Origin of the sequence: Clostridium tetani (assembly GCF_900167265.1) — a bacterium.
Taxonomy (GTDB): Bacteria; Bacillota; Clostridia; order Clostridiales; family Clostridiaceae; genus Clostridium_G; species Clostridium_G tetani.
In genome coordinates this window covers 112066-127858 of sequence record NZ_FUWT01000006.1, presented here as the reverse complement: position 1 = coordinate 127858, position 15793 = coordinate 112066, and the positions used below count along the sequence as shown (strand labels likewise).

The window sequence follows — 15793 nt, the reverse complement described above, 5'->3', positions numbered from 1 at the left end:
TTTACTTATGAAATCCATAAGAGTATGTAAGCTTTAATACTAACTATTATGTATATTCCAGGGATCTTTTTAATATTATTATACAGAGATAAATAATAAAGGAGTTTTGTTATGTCAAGCATTACTAATGCATCTGATTTACAACTTTTGTCTGAAGAAAATGTACGATTAAATGTATTAAAGCATTATAATCTAGAAAATTCAATAGTAACACAAATAAAATTTAAAAACACTGATAAGCAAAGAGCAGTTTATAAAGTAAGCCATGGCTCTAAAAACTATTGTCTTAAGAAAGTATACTTCCCTGAAGAAGAATTATTATTCGTATATTCAGCTATAGAATGGATGCATAGATATAATATAAAAGTTCCAAGAATATTGCCTACTTTAGAAAGTAATAGATTTGTTAATTATGAAAATATGTTATTTATATTAACTCCATGGATAGAAGGATGTAAATGCGACTATGATAATCCTATTCATGTGACTAGATCCACAGAAAATCTATCTTTAATGCACCATCATTCAAGTAAATTTTTCCCAATACTTGGTAGTGATAATCGTGAGAAATTTGATAATGTTTATGACACTACAGAAAAACGATTTAATCAACTTTTAGAATGTTCTAATTTAGCTTTTAAATATAAAGATAAATTTTCAAAATACTTTTTAAGTCATTTTGATGCTAATCTAAATACTGCTAAAAACATACTGGCTTTATCTTGTACAATCAATCACAATAATCTTCAAAAAAATTTATGTCATTTAGATTATGTAAATAAAAACATTATATTAGATAATAATAATAACGTTTGGGTTATTGATTTTGATAAATGTAGAATAGATTACCGTGTACACGATATAGGATACTTCATGAGAAGATATTTGCGTAGGGATAATACCAGTTGGGATGTTAAAAAAGCCATAGAATGTATAGAAATCTATGAGGGTATAAATCCTTTAAATTTAGATGAACATAAATATATTCTGTGTTATATAGGATTTCCTCAAAAGTTTTGGAAAATATCTAGAGATTATTATAGAAATATAAAAAGATGCAATAAAAATTCTTTCTTCAAAGTTTTAACTAGTTCCATAGAAAAGGAAAAAGAACAAGATGATTTTGTTATTGATTTCTTAAAATATATAGAGGATAAATTTAATATAAAATTATCTTAAGTATAGATAGGTTAGCTTTTTTATGCTAACCCCTTTATTTTATTAAAAAACAAACGTCAGACAGAGTACTTTTCCATCTGACGTAAATTTCATTTTATTTTCTTGGATATTTAACTTCCGCTTGTGCTGCTGCAAGTCTTGCTATTGGTACTCTATAAGGTGAACAAGATACATAGTCTAATCCTACTTTATGGAAAAATTCAACAGATGCTGGATCTCCACCATGTTCTCCACATATACCAAGTTTTATATTTTCTTTAGCTTTTCTTCCTAATTCACAAGCATTTTGAACTAGTTGTCCTACACCTTTTTGATCTAGCTTTTGGAAAGGATCAAAATCATATATTTTGTTATCATAATAGTTATTTAAAAACTTTCCAGCATCATCTCTAGAAAAACCAAAAGTCATTTGTGTTAAATCATTAGTTCCAAAGGAGAAGAAATCTGCCTCTTTTGCAATTTCATCTGCTACAATAGTAGCTCTAGGCACTTCTATCATAGTTCCAACGAAATATTCTAACTCTACACCTGATTCTTCTATTACTTTATTTGCCACATTTATAACTATATCCTTTAAGAATTTAAGTTCTTTTACTTCTCCTACAAGCGGTATCATAATTTCTGGCTTTATATTATATCCCTTTCTGTTTTTTACATCTATAGCGGCTTCTATAACTGCTCTTGTTTGCATTTCTGCAATCTCTGGATAACTTATAGATAATCTACATCCTCTATGTCCCATCATAGGATTAAATTCTTTTAAGGATTCAATCTCATATTTAACTCTCTCAAAAGTTACTCCCATATCCTTTGCTAATTCTTTTAGGTCCTCATCCTCTGTTGGAAGGAATTCATGTAGTGGTGGATCTAAGAATCTTATTGTAACAGGTCTTCCCTCCATAGCTTCATAAATACCTACAAAGTCTTCTCTTTGCATTGGTAGAAGTTTTTCTAATGCCTCTCTTCTTTGATCTTCATTGTCTGCCATAATCATTTGTCTAACAGCAGGTATCCTCTTTTCATCAAAGAACATATGCTCAGTTCTGCAAAGACCTATACCTTCAGCTCCAAACTCTACTGCTTGATTTGAGTCTTTTGGTGTATCTGCATTAGTTCTTATTTTTAAACTTCTTATACCATCAGCCCACTTCATGAATATTCCAAAATATCCACTTATCTCTGGTGATACAGTCTTAATAGCTTCTCCATATACCTTTCCTGTACTACCATCTATTGATATATAGTCGCCTTTTTTAAATTTAATTCTTCCTATTTGGAAAGTATTTTCTTTTTCAAATACTTCTATGTCATCACACCCTACTACACAGCATTTTCCCATTCCTCTTGCAACTACCGCAGCATGTGAAGTCATTCCTCCTCTAACAGTAAGTATTCCTTCTGCTGCTATCATTCCCTCAATATCTTCAGGGGATGTTTCTACTCTTAATAGAACAACTTTTTCTCCTAATTCATGCTTTTCCTTTGCTTCTTCTGCAGTAAAATATACTTTACCACAAGCAGCTCCAGGAGATGCTGGTAATCCTTTAGCTATAAAAGTAGCTTTCTTCAATTCGCCTTCATGAAAATTTGGGTGTAATAGTGTATCCAATTGCTTTGGTTCAACTTTTAATAGAGCTTCTTCTTTTGTTATTAATCCTTCATTAACCATATCTACTGCTATTTTTAATGCTGCTTGAGCTGTTCTCTTACCATTTCTAGTTTGTAAGAAATATAATTTTCCTTGCTCTATGGTAAATTCCATATCTTGCATATCTCTATAGTGATTTTCTAGCTTTCCAGCTATATTAACGAATTCTTCATAACAACTTGGTAAATCTTCTTTTAATTTTGTTATTGCTTGAGGAGTTCTTATACCCGCTACTACATCTTCCCCTTGGGCATTTATTAGATACTCACCAAAAATTTTATTTTCACCTGTAGCAGGATCTCTTGTAAATGCAACTCCTGTTCCTGATGTGTCACCCATATTACCAAATACCATGGTTTGAATATTTACTGCTGTTCCCCAACTTCCTGGAATGTCATTAAGTCTTCTGTATACTATGGCTCTTGGATTATCCCAAGATCTAAATACTGCATTTACAGATTCAAGAAGCTGTATTTTTGGATCTTGTGGAAATTCTTCTCCTACTTCTTTCTTATAAATTTCTTTATATTTTTCTACAATTTTTTTAAGATTTTCCGCACTTAAGTCTGTGTCAAATTTTGCATTTATAGATTTTTTTACTTCTTCTAAAATATCTTCAAACATTCTTTTATCTAGTCCCATAACTACATCTGAAAACATTTGAATAAATCTTCTATAAGAGTCATAAGCAAATCTTTCATTGTTTGTTAATCTACTAATAGCTTTTACTGTATCATCATTTAATCCTAAATTTAATATGGTATCCATCATACCAGGCATTGAAACTCTTGCCCCTGATCTTACAGATACCAATAAAGGATTATCTATACTTCCAAAGCTCTTTTTAGTTTCTTTTTCAATTTCTTCAAGTGCTTTATATATTTGTGATATAACTTCATCAGAAAGTTTTTTATTATCTTCATAATATTTAGTGCAAGCTTCTGTTGTAATAGTGAAGCCTTGTGGAACTGGTATTCCTAAAATAGTCATTTCTGCTAAATTAGCACCTTTTCCACCTAAAAGATTTTTCATTTTTGCATTTCCTTCTTTGAATAAGTAAACATATTTTTTACTTTCCATAAACTAAACATCCCCTTCATATATTCTTATTTATGGATATACCTTAAACTAAATGTTTTTTACCATATTCACTACTATATTGGTAATATTAGTCTTTGATACTTTTCCGATTATTTTATAAGCATCTTTTTTATCTTCTAAGTTCTCTTTTTCTACTACTGGTAAACTATCAATTTCATGATCTATTATTTTTATTGCAGCATCGTAGGCGCTTTCATCTTTTTTTAACATTATAATATTAGGCATTCTTGTCATTATTACTCCAATTGGAACCTTGTGCATATCCGTTCCACCCATGGCAAATTTCAAGAAATCTTTTCTAGACACTGCCCCTACCAAAACACCTTCATTTTCAACAAATAAAGTACCTACATCATTTAAAAATAAATTTACTATTGCATTATATATAGTGGTTGCTTCATTAACCACCACAGGATCAGACATAATTTGTTCTACTTTTAAATTTCTTATGTATTCATAAGCTAAACTATAAGAGGGTTTTTTAGAATATATGTATCCAACCTTAGGCTTTGCATCTAGTATTCCTGTCATTGTAAGTATTGCTAAATCCGGTCTTAAAGCTGCTCTAGTAACATTTAATTTTGATGCTATTTGTTCACTAGTAATAGGCTCATTTTCTTTAACTAATTTTATTATTTTTTTCTGTCTCTGTGATAGCTTAATTTTTTTCACCCTCTCTCTTTAAAATTCCATTTAAACATACTTAATTATAACATTTATTAAAATAAATAGTATAGCACTTTGATGCTATTATAGCTAATTATATTTAGTTTTCGTATTTTCTTATTATTTTTCTTCAATATGCTATATTAATTAATCTTTTTTATTATATTTCACTTATATAGTATATCACATATATTTTTATAGGGGATTCCGTTTAATGCAAATGATTAAGTCAGCAGATGTCTGCTGACTTATTTATTTATATCTTCTTCATCATCAAAATCTACACTATAACTATAAACATCACCTTGATATTTCTCCTCTTTAGATGAAAATTTATCTTTCATATCTGATGTTTTACTAGTAAATTTACTTTTTATATCTCTTACTATACCTTTAACAACCTTGTTCACAACTTCTACAGAACCATCTTTTTTTATAATTTCTATAGTTAGTTCAGTTAAAGCTGCTGCAAACACAATTAATGTTAATAAAGGATTTAACATAAGACCTATACCTGTAACAGCTACTCCTGCATTGACAGGTATATCAGCAATTATTTTATCTTTTTTTCGTATTATTATTCTATTTATATTTCCTTTTTCTATTAAATCTTTTATCCATTGTATAAATTCATCTTTAGTTACATATAAATCTTCTTTCTTTGCCTTTTTCTTTTCTTCTATATATATTAATGCATCTACTACGTTTCCATTACATATTTCTAAAGCTTCTTTTGCTTCTTTATATCCGACTTTAGTTCTTTCTATTATAAGGTCAATTTGCTCTAAGTTAATTTTACTCATTTTAATCCTCCTTTGATATATTTAATATCTCTAAACTTTTCGGTCTTCTAATATAATTTTGGGATATTATATATTTTAGTATATCATATATTTCCTTTTTCAAATTATCTGGTATAGTAATTCTATAAGTTTTTTCAAGTGGTAGCTTATTTAAATACTTGATTATATTATAAGATGCATTACTTATATCTATACCATTACTTCTATTACAATTATTGCAAAGACCTCCCAAGAACTGTAGACTTATATAGTTAGAAGAGGTTATTTTCTCTTTACAAATTGAACACTTATCTAAGCTTAGTTCATACCCTGTTGTCTTTAATATTCTAAGTTCAAACACCCTTGCTAAGGTTTCTAAATCTATAGCTCTTGTTCTCATTAAATAAAAGATAGTTACAAATTCCTTAAAAAGTAATCTATTACTTTCTCCTTCTGGAAGGCATATATCCACTAACTCACAAAAATATGAAGCATAGGTTATAGTGTCTAGATCACTTAAAAGCTCTTGAAAGGATTCCAGTATCTCTCCTTCGTTTAAAGTATACATACCTCTTCCTTTATAAAATATGTAATTACCATAACAAAAGGGTAAGGATACTGGAAAAAACTTGTTACTATTTTTCTTAGCTCCTTTTGCTATTACTGAAATTTTACCAAACTTTTCTGTAAAAAACCAAATTATTTTATCCCATTCTTTATAATCCTGAGTCTTTATTACTAAAGCTCTAGTATTAAAAACAGACAGAAAATCAACTCCTCAGCTATTGTCTATATCCTAATTCTTTTAAAATTCTATTGTCGTCTCTCCATTCTTTCTTTACCTTTACCCACACTTTTAAAGAAACCTTGCTTTGTAAAAATTTTTCTATATCTTGTCTAGCATATTGAGATATCTTTTTTAGCATTGAACCATTTTTTCCTATTATGATTCCTTTATGTGAATCTCTTTCACATAGCATAGTCGCATTTATTTCATAATTTCCTTTTTCATTTTTTTTCATAGTCATCATCTCTACTGCTATACCATGAGGTACTTCTTCACTTAATAGTCTTAAAGCTTTTTCCCTTATTATTTCTGCTACTATAAACCTTTCTTGTTGATCTGTTATCATATCTTCTGGATAATACTTAGGCCCCTCTGGAAGATATTTTTTCATTAATTCTAGTAAAGTGTCTACATTCTTATCCTTTGATGCTGAAATAGGAATAATCTCTTTGAAAAAAGGATATGCATCATGATAATTTTTTAATGTTTCTGCTACTTTTCCCTGATCATTTTCATCTATTTTATTAACAATAAGAAATACTGGTTGTTTTATTCTTTTTAGTTGTTCTAATATATAAACGTCTCCTCTTCCTAACTGTCCTTCTGGTGTAGTCATAAATAGCACAATATCCACACCTTTCAAAGCTTCTTCTGCTACCTTAACCATATACTCTCCTAGTTTATGCTTTGGTTTATGCATTCCAGGAGTGTCTACAAATACTATTTGACAATCCTCTTGCGTTAATATTGTTTGTATATTATTTCTTGTAGTTTGTGGTTTGTGTGACACAATTGAAAGTTTTTCCTTCATTATGTTATTTAATAATGTAGATTTCCCTACATTGGGTCTTCCTATTACTGTTATAAATCCTGATTTAAACATATTTCCTCCTTATATATCCAGATCTTTTTTAGTAAATGCTCCTGGAAGAATTTCTTCTAGAGTTTTCACTTCATATTCATCTATATTTTTTGCAAGTATTACAATAGTGTTTTTATCTCCAAACTCTGCAATTACTTGCCTACAAATTCCACAAGGATAAGTAAATTCATCTTTACGTCCTAGTATTGCAATGGCTTTTATTTTAGTTTTTCCTTCAGATATAGCTTTAAATATAGCCGTTCTTTCTGCACAATTAGTAGCTCCAAAGGATGCATTCTCTATATTACATCCATTATATATGTTATTATCTTCTGTTAATATTGCAGCTCCTACTTTAAAGTTTGAATAGGGTACATATGCCAATTCCCTTGCTTCCATAGCTTTTTTTATTAGTTCTTTATAGTCTATTTTATTCATAACATTCATTCCTTCCATCAGACTAATGTGTCTCTATTTATATCTTTCTATGATAGTAAGTAAATTATACCATACTATCCTCCAAAAATTTTAAATAAAAATATAGTTAAAAAAATTCCTAAAAAGGCTCCAGCTAATACTTCTATTATGGAGTGAGTTTCAGAATCCACCCTACTTTGAGCTACAATTAAAGCTAATATATAGCTAAGCATTATAGAAACTGTTTCCTCTGTAAGCAATGCTATAGTTGTTGCTATAGCAAATGCTATGGCACTATGTCCGCTAGGCATGCCTCCTCTTAAAGGAGTTCCTTCCCCATATATAGCTTTTATCACCAAGGTTGCTATACAAACTATAAATAAAATTAAAAATATCATATATGGATCCGAGCTTTTAATTTTCTTAATTACTTTAAAATTTATATCCTCTAGTTTCTGCCAAAATATAATATATCCTACTGCCAAAGCATTTATAGCTGTTAAAAGTACTGCCGCTGCTGATATATTTTTAGCTATTTTAGCTAAAGGATGATAGTAGTTAGTAGTAGCATCTATAGTAAATTCTATTGCTGTATTAAAAAGTTCTGCTGTGATTACAGATGTTATAGTAAGAAGTACAATTAAAAGTTCCACTTTTGTCATATCGTAAAAGAAAGATGCAGTGAGAACTAAAAGAGCTGCTATCATATGTATTCTCATATTTCTTTGTGTTCTCACTGCATATACTAATCCCTCTATGGCGTAGTTAAAACTATCTATTAACTTTTTTATTTTCATATTTTAACACCTACTTGGTTTATAGTCTACCCTCTACTGATATTAAAACTTTCAAGTATTTCTTCCTCTTTCTTTCTCATAATAACTTTTTCCTCTTCATCAATATGGTCATATCCTAAGAGATGCAGTACTGAGTGAACTACTAAGTAGCAAACTTCCCTTAAAAATGAATGATTATATTCTTTGCTTTGCTCTAAAGCTTTTTCTAAAGATAAAACTATGTCCCCAAGCACTAAATTCCCTTCGTTTAAATATTCCACTCCAAAACTATATTCTCTATAGGATTCGCTAAATACTCTTCCCTTTGGGTATTCCAACATTGGAAAAGATAGTACATCTGTTTCTTTATTTATACCTCTAGTATCATTATTTATCTCTTTTATAATTTCATTATCCACATATATTACACTTATTTCATATCCTATGTCTACTTCCTCTTTCTTAAGCGCATAATCTATTATCTCATTTATCAGCTTATCTAAATCTTCCTGGGCTTTTATTTTGTTCTGTCTATTGTCTATATAGATCAATTTTCACTTCATCCTCTCTTATTTGTTTTGCCATTTGTCAGTAGGATATTCTATTCTTTGATGATAAATACCTAAAAGTATTTTTACAAAGGAATTTCTAATTTTATCTATATCCTTTAAAGTTAAATCACAGTTATCTAATTGTCCCTCGTTCAATCTTCCCTTTATTATATTATTTACCATTTCCTCTATTTTGCCCTTAGTTGGATCACTAATAGATCTAACAGCTGCTTCCACACTATCTGCTAGCATAATTATTGCAGCCTCTTTAGATTCTGGTTTAGGTCCTGCATACCTAAAATCTTCTTCTTTAATTTCTTCAGGGTTTTCCATAGAATTCTTCATTGTTATATAAAAATATTTCACTAAAGTTGTTCCATGATGTTGTTCTATTACATCTCTAATGACTTTTGGTATTTTATATTCTTCTGCTAATTCTATACCATCTTTTACATGAGCAGTTATAATTAAAGTACTTAAATTGGGATTTATTTTATCATGAGGATTGTCATTTCCCAGTTGATTTTCCTTAAAGAAATAAGGTCTTTTTATTTTACCTATGTCATGGTAATAAGAAGCCACTCTAGCTAATACTGGACTCCCTCCTACCTGTTCTGCAGCCACTTCTGCCAAATTACCTACTAACACACTATGATGATAAGTACCAGGTGCCTCCATTAAAAGCTTTTTTAATAAAGGATTATTAGGATTTGACAACTCTAAGAGTTTTATAGTAGTAACTATATCAAAAGTACTCTCAAAGAACGGTAGAAAGCCTATAGTAAATATTCCTGAAAGCAATGATCCTATTAAAGAAAACCCTGCTTTTTTTACCACATCTATTGTATTGTTACTTAATAGCACTCCTGCAGAAAAAGTTAAAATCACATTAACTATGGATATATATAATACAGAATATAATATATCATTTCTCTCCTGCATCTTTTTTAATATTATAGATATACTTAATACATTTATTATAGCCAGTAAAGTTATCTCTACATTAAATTCAACAGCACAACTTATAAGAATACAAGTTAAACCATTAACCACTAAAGATAGTTTCCCATCAATTAGTAAAGTAAAAAGCATAGGAATACATGCTAAAGGTATCAAAAAAGGTTGCTTACTTAAAATTCTTGCAAATGTTACAAACATACAAGTAAATATATTTATTAAAATTAATTTACTTACATCATCAAATATTTCTCTTTTAAATTTTCTTATATAAATCCATTGAATTGTCATTACTAAAGCTATTAATATACCTAAACTTAAATAAATATACCATTCAAAACTATCCTTTGAATTCAGTAATCCTAACTTTGCTAATATATCTATTTGAGCTTTTGTTACAGGTTCTCCTTCTTTAACAATTATTTGTCCTTTTTTTATTATAACTGGAGCTCTTTTTTTGGCTTCCTCTCTTAGTTCTTCAGTTTTTTCTTCATCATAAAAAAAGTTTGGCTTTATTTGAGAATACGCCATAATGGTAGCTAAATTTTTCAAGCTTTTTTTATTTAGGGTAGAATCATTTATTTTTTCTGTTATAAATTCACGTGCTTTTTTTATATCATCACTATTGTCTCCAACACTTCCATCACTTATATTTACTCCATCATATAGATCTGAGATGGTTTTTACTAAAACGACTTTAAGTTTATCCAAATTATCTTTATCTAACTTTAAAAACTCCATATAGTCTTCATCAGATAATTTTATATTATTTCCTTCTCTTAATTTATTTATTTTATCCTTTTCCGATATATTTACATCTACCACTGAAGGAATTTTGTTAAAAAGTTTATCTAAATCTTCCAACACATTATTCTTTACCTCTGGTTTTTTATTATATTGTAAAGGTACAGATTCTATAGCTTGCTTTACTCTAGCTTTAGTTGCTATATCATCCACTACTTCTCTTGTAGCCTTTATATCAACATTAGCTATCTCACCTTCCATCAAACTATATTTTTGAGTTACAATAGAAGTTATAAGCACAAAGTATATAATTATAAAAGTTGTTACAAATATTAAAATTTTCTTTCTTGTATCTGTACTCTCTTTCATCTCACTTAAAATATTTTTATCCACAATAAATCATTCCTTTGTATCGCTTCTTAATTTTCTTTTGTATAACATTTTAATTTTCTTTTGGTTCTGTTACTATATCCTCTTCAATCTCTCCCTCTACAGCAATATTTTCTTCTGCCACAATCAATAGTCTTACTTCTATATACTCCTCATAATCTTTTTTATCTATGATTTTATCTTTTACAATAACATTTTTATCAAAATTCAAGGTTATTTTTTTTTCTAATTCTTTTGCAACTGTATTTACAAGACTATCTTTATTTAAATCTACTTTATTTTGTTTCACCTCATAATATGTTTCAATTACAATAGGACCTTTGTTATCCTCTATTTTATCATACTGTTCAAATTTATTCACAGTTTTCTTTAAAAATAATTTTTTTCCTCTAAAATTTATAAATACATTGTTTATCTTGTTACCAGTTTTAGTTCTCTCTATCTTATAGGGTTTTACCTCTTTTATTTCTTCATAAAAAGTTCTAGCAATTACATCTCCTTTAGCATGAACAGCGTATTCTTCTCCTTCTTTTCCCTGTTGTCCTTTAACTAAAATATCTCCTTTTTTTACTATGTCCTCTTCTTTAACCAGTGCAGTTCCAGCTGTTGTATATACCCTTACAACCTCTCCATCTTTTTTAGCTACTAAATTGCAAGGATCATCCATTAAAATAACTTTAGGAGGACTTTGCCTTTCTGAAGCAGTTATTTTTAATAAAGATCCTTCTGTTCTTATTCTAATCCACATTATGCTATCATTATTTTTCATAATTTCTTCTTCTAATTTGTAAATATCTATATTCTTCTTTTTTACGCCTTCTTTTACTCCATAATTTAAAAGTTCCATTCTTATTTCATAGGGAGATAAATTTTTTTCTGTAATTATATCAATTCTCCATATATAAGTGGATAAATAATATATTATGATGGCAAATAAAATACATCCTAATATTAAAGCTCTTCTCCTTCTTAGTTTTAATATTAAAAATCCTATTCCTGTTCTTTCTACTATTTTAAATTTACATTGGGTTTTCTTTGCTATTTTTTCTAGTTTTTTATAATCCTTTAAATTTATAGTTAACTTTAATGTTGTTATGTTTTTTCTCTCTATATTTTTTATTTCTATTCCACTTTGCCATGCAAGATTTATTATTTTTTCAGGTATTAAGCTTTGTATTTCCAGGGTAATATTACTTTTTCTAAACTTTTCTAGGTTAATTTTATTCACTTCCCTCATATAGTATAGATTTAAATACTCCTCTTAAGGTTATGGTTTTTCCTCCTAAAAAAAGTATTTCAAAGTCTCTTCCATGAATGCTTAAAAGTCCTACCCTGGAATTTATTTTTACTATATTCTCATCAAAAACAACTATGCCCCTATGATTTTCAATAGATATTTCTGTATTACCTGTGATAACTATTTTAGGTAAATCCATAAGCACATCTCTTGGCAATTCTAATTTATCTATTAATTCACCTTTAGCATTTTCTATTTTGCCTTCCATATTTCACCTTCTAAAAAAGTACTTTCATACTAATTTATGAAGATAATACAGAATAAATGACAGTGGAATAAAATAAAAAGGCTGAGATATCTCAGCCTTTGTATAGTATTCATTATTTATTTTTGCCAATTAAAACTTCTTTTACTACTTCGCTAACAAGCTTTCCATCAGCTCTACCTTTTAGTTTGGGTACAACTATACCCATAACTTTTCCCATGTCTTTTATGTTATTTGCCCCTACTTTTTCTACTGCCTGATTGACAAAATCTTTTATTTCTTCTACTGATAGTTGCTGAGGAAGGTAACTTAACAAAATTTCTATTTCAGATTGGGCCTCCTCTACTAAATCTTGTCGGCCTCCTTTTTTAAACTCAAGCAAAGCTTCTCGCCTTTGTTTGACTTCCTTAGCTAGAACTCCAATGACATCTTCATCGTTAAGTTCTTTACCATTGTTTTTTTCTTCTAATAGTATAGAAGATCTAACCATACTAATTGTATTAGCCTTAAATTTATCTCCTGATTTTAAAGCTTGTTTCCAATGTTCCTGTAATTGTTCTTTAAGGACCATATCAGTACCTTCTTTCAAAGATATTCTTATTTGAACTTTCTCTTTCTAGCAGCTTCTGATTTCTTTTTTCTCTTTACACTTGGCTTTTCATAGTGTTCTCTTTTTCTTGCTTCTGATAAAACACCGGCTCTAGCGCATTTCTTCTTAAATCTTCTTAGAGCGTTCTCTAAAGATTCGTTTTCTCCAACTTTTATTTCTGACATATTCTTCTCCCTCCCTCCGCTAGTTCAATTTATTAAATAAATTAAACACAGGCAATGCAGGTTAAATAACACACATTTCATTATATAATAAAATTACTTGTATTGTCAACAATTTCATGGGCGTTTTTCAATGCTAAAATCTCCTATAATTATCCTGGAGGCCATTGTAGATTTCTTCCTCCTAATAGATGAAAATGAATATGCTCTACCGTTTGCCCTCCTTGTTCCCCACAATTAGTTACAACCCTATAACCTTTTTCATTTATGTCTAATTGTTGTGCTAATTCTTTAATCTTAATATATATATGGGATATAATCTTTGCATCATTATCACTTAATTCATTTAAGTTTTTTATATGCTTTTTAGGAATTACTAAAACATGAGTTGGTGCTGATGGACTTATATCTTTAAATGCTAATATTAATTCATCTTCATAGACTTTTTCAGAAGGAATATCTCCTTTAACTATCTTACAAAATATACAATCTTCCACTTTTTCACCTCCTTAAAATGTCTCAACCTAACATACATAAATATTTTTCACTATTTATTATATATATATAAATTCAACATTTATGCTGCTTTTCCTTTTATTTTATTGTAATTTTCCTAAAACGTAATCTTCTTTTACTTCTTTAATAATAGTATTTACTATTTTCCCTTGTAAATTCATACTACTTTTAGTTACTACTTTTATATAATTTGGAGTATAACCTTCATAGGAGTTTTCCTCTAAATTAGATTTTTCTTCGTATAACACTTGAAGTTCTTGTTCTAAAAACTTCTCCATGAAATCTTTTTCAAGCTTTTTATTTAATTCTATTAAACTATTACTTCTTTCATCCTTTATATTCCCATCTATTTGTTCTTGTATTTCAGCAGCTTTAGTTCCTGATCTAGGACTGTATTTAAATATATGCATTTTGGATAGTTTTATTTCTTCTAAGAATCTATGGGTCTTTTTAAATTCTTCTTCACTCTCACCTGGAAAACCTACTATTATGTCCGTTGTTATTGATACACCTTTAATTTTTTCTCTAAGTTTTTGTACTATATATCTATACTCTTCTGTTGTATAGCTTCTATTCATTCTCTTTAAAGTTTCATCACATCCACTTTGTAGAGATAAATGAAAATGAGGACATAGCTTTTTCAAGTTAGAGAATCTATCGATAATGTCATCTTTAAAATATTTAGGAGATATAGAACCTATTCTGACCCTTTCTATACCTTCTATTTTATCTATTTCCTCTAATAAAGTAATTAGGTCCCAATTATCTTGAAAATCATTGCCGTAAAGAGATATCTGTATTCCTGATAGTGTAACTTCTTTGAATCCATGTTCCACTAATTTTTTTATTTCTTCTATTACCTTTTTAGGTTCTTTACTGCAAATTCCTCCTCTTGCAAAAGGAATTAAGCAATAAGAGCAAAAACTATTACATCCATCTTGTATTTTTAAAAAGGCTCTAGTCTTATCCTTATAACTTTCTATATTTAACTCTTCAAAAACATTGTTTTTTAAAACATCTTCAACTAAAATTACTTGTTCCTTTTTATTTATGTATTCTTCAACTTTTTTTACTATATCTCCTTTGTTTCTAGTACCTATAACTACATCCACTCCAGGAATTTGTGAGACTTTTTCTGGAGCCACTTGAGAGTAACAGCCTACCACTGCTATAGTGGCATTATTGTTAATTCTTCTAGCTCTACTAATCATTTGTCTGGATTTTTTATCTCCCATATTAGTTACTGTACAAGTATTTATAACATATACATCTGCTAATTTATCAAAATCCACAATATCATATCCTGATTTTATAAATTTTTCTGTCATAGCTTCTGTTTCATATTGATTAACTCTACACCCAAGGGTTGTAAAAGCAACTTTCATTAAATATTTCCTCCTAAATCTCCTAATTCATACATAAGTAGTGACACCGCTGTAAATCCAGCTGTTTCAGTTCTTAAAATTCTTGGTCCTAAGGTTATAATATTAGCTCCTATTTTCTCTAATTCTTCTATTTCATCTTCTTCAAAACCACCTTCAGGACCTATTACTACACCTATCTTTATGATTTTGTTTTTTTCAATTTTAGTAATTAGCTTCTTCATTCCAAAACCTTGTTGATTTTCATAGGGAACCACTATTAAATCCATAATCTTTAATTCTTCTAATAAATCTTTAAATTCTACAGGGTTATTTACTTTTGGTATAAGTGTCCTCTTACATTGTTTTGAAGACTCTATGGCTATTTTTTCTAACCTATCAAGCTTTTTATATTCTCCACCATATTGCTTAACCACAACCCTTTCAGTGATTACAGGTGTTATTTCCCTTACCCCTAGCTCGCAATTTTTTTGAACTATTAAATCCATTTTATTGGCTTTAGGCATACCTTGAAAAAGGTATACTTGTATAGAACTTTCATTATTTATATCTAATTTTTCTTTTATATTTACTATAACTTCTTTTTTATCTATATATGAAATTTCTCCTAGGAATTCTTCACCTTCACAATTATTTATTATAACTTCATCTTCCGTTGTAAGCCTTAAAACTTTATATATATGTTTTACGTCTTCATCTAATATTATAGCTTTTTCATTACTTATATTTTCCTTAGGCACAAAAAATTTATGCATTTATAAT

At 28.8% G+C, this 15793-nt stretch carries 17 protein-coding genes; 1 reads left to right on the top strand and 16 read right to left on the bottom strand.

Annotation, left to right across the window (positions count from 1 at the left end; translation table 11 throughout):
* The first annotated feature begins 111 nt into the window (after positions 1–111).
* The gene (locus B5D21_RS06295; RefSeq protein ID WP_011100175.1) at positions 112–1179 is read left to right on the top strand and encodes a CotS family spore coat protein; all 1068 of its coding nucleotides are present in this window, start codon (positions 112–114) and stop codon (positions 1177–1179) included.
* A gap of 94 nt (positions 1180–1273) precedes the next feature.
* Here B5D21_RS06295 and ppdK read toward each other — a convergent pair whose 3' ends face one another.
* The 16 genes from ppdK to B5D21_RS06215 form a co-directional block, all read right to left on the bottom strand.
* Positions 1274–3907: a pyruvate, phosphate dikinase gene (ppdK, locus tag B5D21_RS06290; protein WP_011100176.1), complete on the bottom strand. Its 2634-nt coding sequence runs from the start codon at positions 3905–3907 to the stop codon at positions 1274–1276.
* 48 nt (positions 3908–3955) lie between these two features.
* Positions 3956–4600 carry a transcriptional regulator CcpN gene (gene ccpN / locus B5D21_RS06285; RefSeq protein ID WP_011100177.1) on the bottom strand — a complete coding sequence of 215 codons (645 nt, stop codon included), beginning with the start codon at positions 4598–4600 and terminating at the stop codon, positions 3956–3958.
* Between the two features lie 242 nt (positions 4601–4842).
* Entirely contained in the window at positions 4843–5397 is a 555-nt protein-coding gene (locus B5D21_RS06280) for a DUF4342 domain-containing protein (RefSeq protein ID WP_011100178.1), read from the bottom strand.
* A 1-nt stretch (position 5398) separates the two neighbouring features.
* Positions 5399–6142: a DNA repair protein RecO gene (gene recO / locus B5D21_RS06275; RefSeq protein WP_035124552.1), complete on the bottom strand. Its 744-nt coding sequence runs from the start codon at positions 6140–6142 to the stop codon at positions 5399–5401.
* Positions 6143–6158: 16 nt separating this feature from the next.
* A complete protein-coding gene (era, locus tag B5D21_RS06270; RefSeq protein WP_011100180.1) occupies positions 6159–7046 on the bottom strand; it encodes a GTPase Era in 888 nt (295 codons plus the stop codon).
* 9 nt (positions 7047–7055) lie between these two features.
* Complete coding sequence (locus tag B5D21_RS06265) at positions 7056–7463, bottom strand: cytidine deaminase (RefSeq protein WP_274542161.1); 408 nt, start codon at positions 7461–7463, stop codon at positions 7056–7058.
* A 74-nt stretch (positions 7464–7537) separates the two neighbouring features.
* The gene (locus B5D21_RS06260) at positions 7538–8239 is read right to left on the bottom strand and encodes a diacylglycerol kinase (protein WP_011100182.1); all 702 of its coding nucleotides are present in this window, start codon (positions 8237–8239) and stop codon (positions 7538–7540) included.
* Between the two features lie 26 nt (positions 8240–8265).
* Positions 8266–8769, bottom strand: coding sequence for an rRNA maturation RNase YbeY (gene ybeY / locus B5D21_RS06255; RefSeq protein ID WP_011100183.1), 504 nt, complete (start codon positions 8767–8769; stop codon positions 8266–8268).
* A gap of 18 nt (positions 8770–8787) precedes the next feature.
* Positions 8788–10839: an HD family phosphohydrolase gene (locus tag B5D21_RS06250; protein WP_035110349.1), complete on the bottom strand. Its 2052-nt coding sequence runs from the start codon at positions 10837–10839 to the stop codon at positions 8788–8790.
* 73 nt (positions 10840–10912) lie between these two features.
* The gene (gene yqfD / locus B5D21_RS06245; protein ID WP_011100185.1) at positions 10913–12097 is read right to left on the bottom strand and encodes a sporulation protein YqfD; all 1185 of its coding nucleotides are present in this window, start codon (positions 12095–12097) and stop codon (positions 10913–10915) included.
* Complete coding sequence (yqfC, locus tag B5D21_RS06240) at positions 12081–12365, bottom strand: sporulation protein YqfC (protein ID WP_023439010.1); 285 nt, start codon at positions 12363–12365, stop codon at positions 12081–12083. The genes yqfD and yqfC overlap by 17 nt, the downstream gene beginning before the upstream one ends.
* A gap of 112 nt (positions 12366–12477) precedes the next feature.
* Positions 12478–12933 (bottom strand): GatB/YqeY domain-containing protein, encoded by a 456-nt coding sequence (locus B5D21_RS06235; protein ID WP_035109136.1) that lies wholly within the window; start codon positions 12931–12933, stop codon positions 12478–12480.
* A gap of 26 nt (positions 12934–12959) precedes the next feature.
* Positions 12960–13136, bottom strand: coding sequence for a 30S ribosomal protein S21 (gene rpsU, locus B5D21_RS06230; protein WP_023439012.1), 177 nt, complete (start codon positions 13134–13136; stop codon positions 12960–12962).
* A gap of 149 nt (positions 13137–13285) precedes the next feature.
* The gene (locus tag B5D21_RS06225; protein ID WP_011100187.1) at positions 13286–13630 is read right to left on the bottom strand and encodes a histidine triad nucleotide-binding protein; all 345 of its coding nucleotides are present in this window, start codon (positions 13628–13630) and stop codon (positions 13286–13288) included.
* A 102-nt stretch (positions 13631–13732) separates the two neighbouring features.
* The gene (gene mtaB / locus B5D21_RS06220; protein ID WP_011100188.1) at positions 13733–15034 is read right to left on the bottom strand and encodes a tRNA (N(6)-L-threonylcarbamoyladenosine(37)-C(2))-methylthiotransferase MtaB; all 1302 of its coding nucleotides are present in this window, start codon (positions 15032–15034) and stop codon (positions 13733–13735) included.
* Positions 15034–15786 carry a 16S rRNA (uracil(1498)-N(3))-methyltransferase gene (locus tag B5D21_RS06215; protein ID WP_011100189.1) on the bottom strand — a complete coding sequence of 251 codons (753 nt, stop codon included), beginning with the start codon at positions 15784–15786 and terminating at the stop codon, positions 15034–15036. The genes mtaB and B5D21_RS06215 overlap by 1 nt, the downstream gene beginning before the upstream one ends.
* Positions 15787–15793: the final 7 nt, after the last annotated feature.

Bases quoted from the DNA above. Each gene is read 5' to 3' on its own strand.
- era (WP_011100180.1), bottom strand. From the start codon at position 7,046: ATGTTTAAATCAGGATTTATAACAGTAATAGGAAGACCCAATGTAGGG.
- B5D21_RS06260 (WP_011100182.1), bottom strand. From the start codon at position 8,239: ATGAAAATAAAAAAGTTAATAGATAGTTTTAACTACGCCATAGAGGGA.
- rpsU (WP_023439012.1), bottom strand. From the start codon at position 13,136: ATGTCAGAAATAAAAGTTGGAGAAAACGAATCTTTAGAGAACGCTCTA.
- B5D21_RS06215 (WP_011100189.1), bottom strand. From the start codon at position 15,786: ATGCATAAATTTTTTGTGCCTAAGGAAAATATAAGTAATGAAAAAGCT.
- B5D21_RS06250 (WP_035110349.1), bottom strand. From the start codon at position 10,839: ATGAAAGAGAGTACAGATACAAGAAAGAAAATTTTAATATTTGTAACA.
- B5D21_RS06295 (WP_011100175.1), top strand. From the start codon at position 112: ATGTCAAGCATTACTAATGCATCTGATTTACAACTTTTGTCTGAAGAA.
- mtaB (WP_011100188.1), bottom strand. From the start codon at position 15,034: ATGAAAGTTGCTTTTACAACCCTTGGGTGTAGAGTTAATCAATATGAA.
- yqfC (WP_023439010.1), bottom strand. From the start codon at position 12,365: ATGGAAGGCAAAATAGAAAATGCTAAAGGTGAATTAATAGATAAATTA.
- B5D21_RS06235 (WP_035109136.1), bottom strand. From the start codon at position 12,933: ATGGTCCTTAAAGAACAATTACAGGAACATTGGAAACAAGCTTTAAAA.
- B5D21_RS06280 (WP_011100178.1), bottom strand. From the start codon at position 5,397: ATGAGTAAAATTAACTTAGAGCAAATTGACCTTATAATAGAAAGAACT.
- ppdK (WP_011100176.1), bottom strand. From the start codon at position 3,907: ATGGAAAGTAAAAAATATGTTTACTTATTCAAAGAAGGAAATGCAAAA.
- yqfD (WP_011100185.1), bottom strand. From the start codon at position 12,097: ATGAGGGAAGTGAATAAAATTAACCTAGAAAAGTTTAGAAAAAGTAAT.
- B5D21_RS06265 (WP_274542161.1), bottom strand. From the start codon at position 7,463: ATGAATAAAATAGACTATAAAGAACTAATAAAAAAAGCTATGGAAGCA.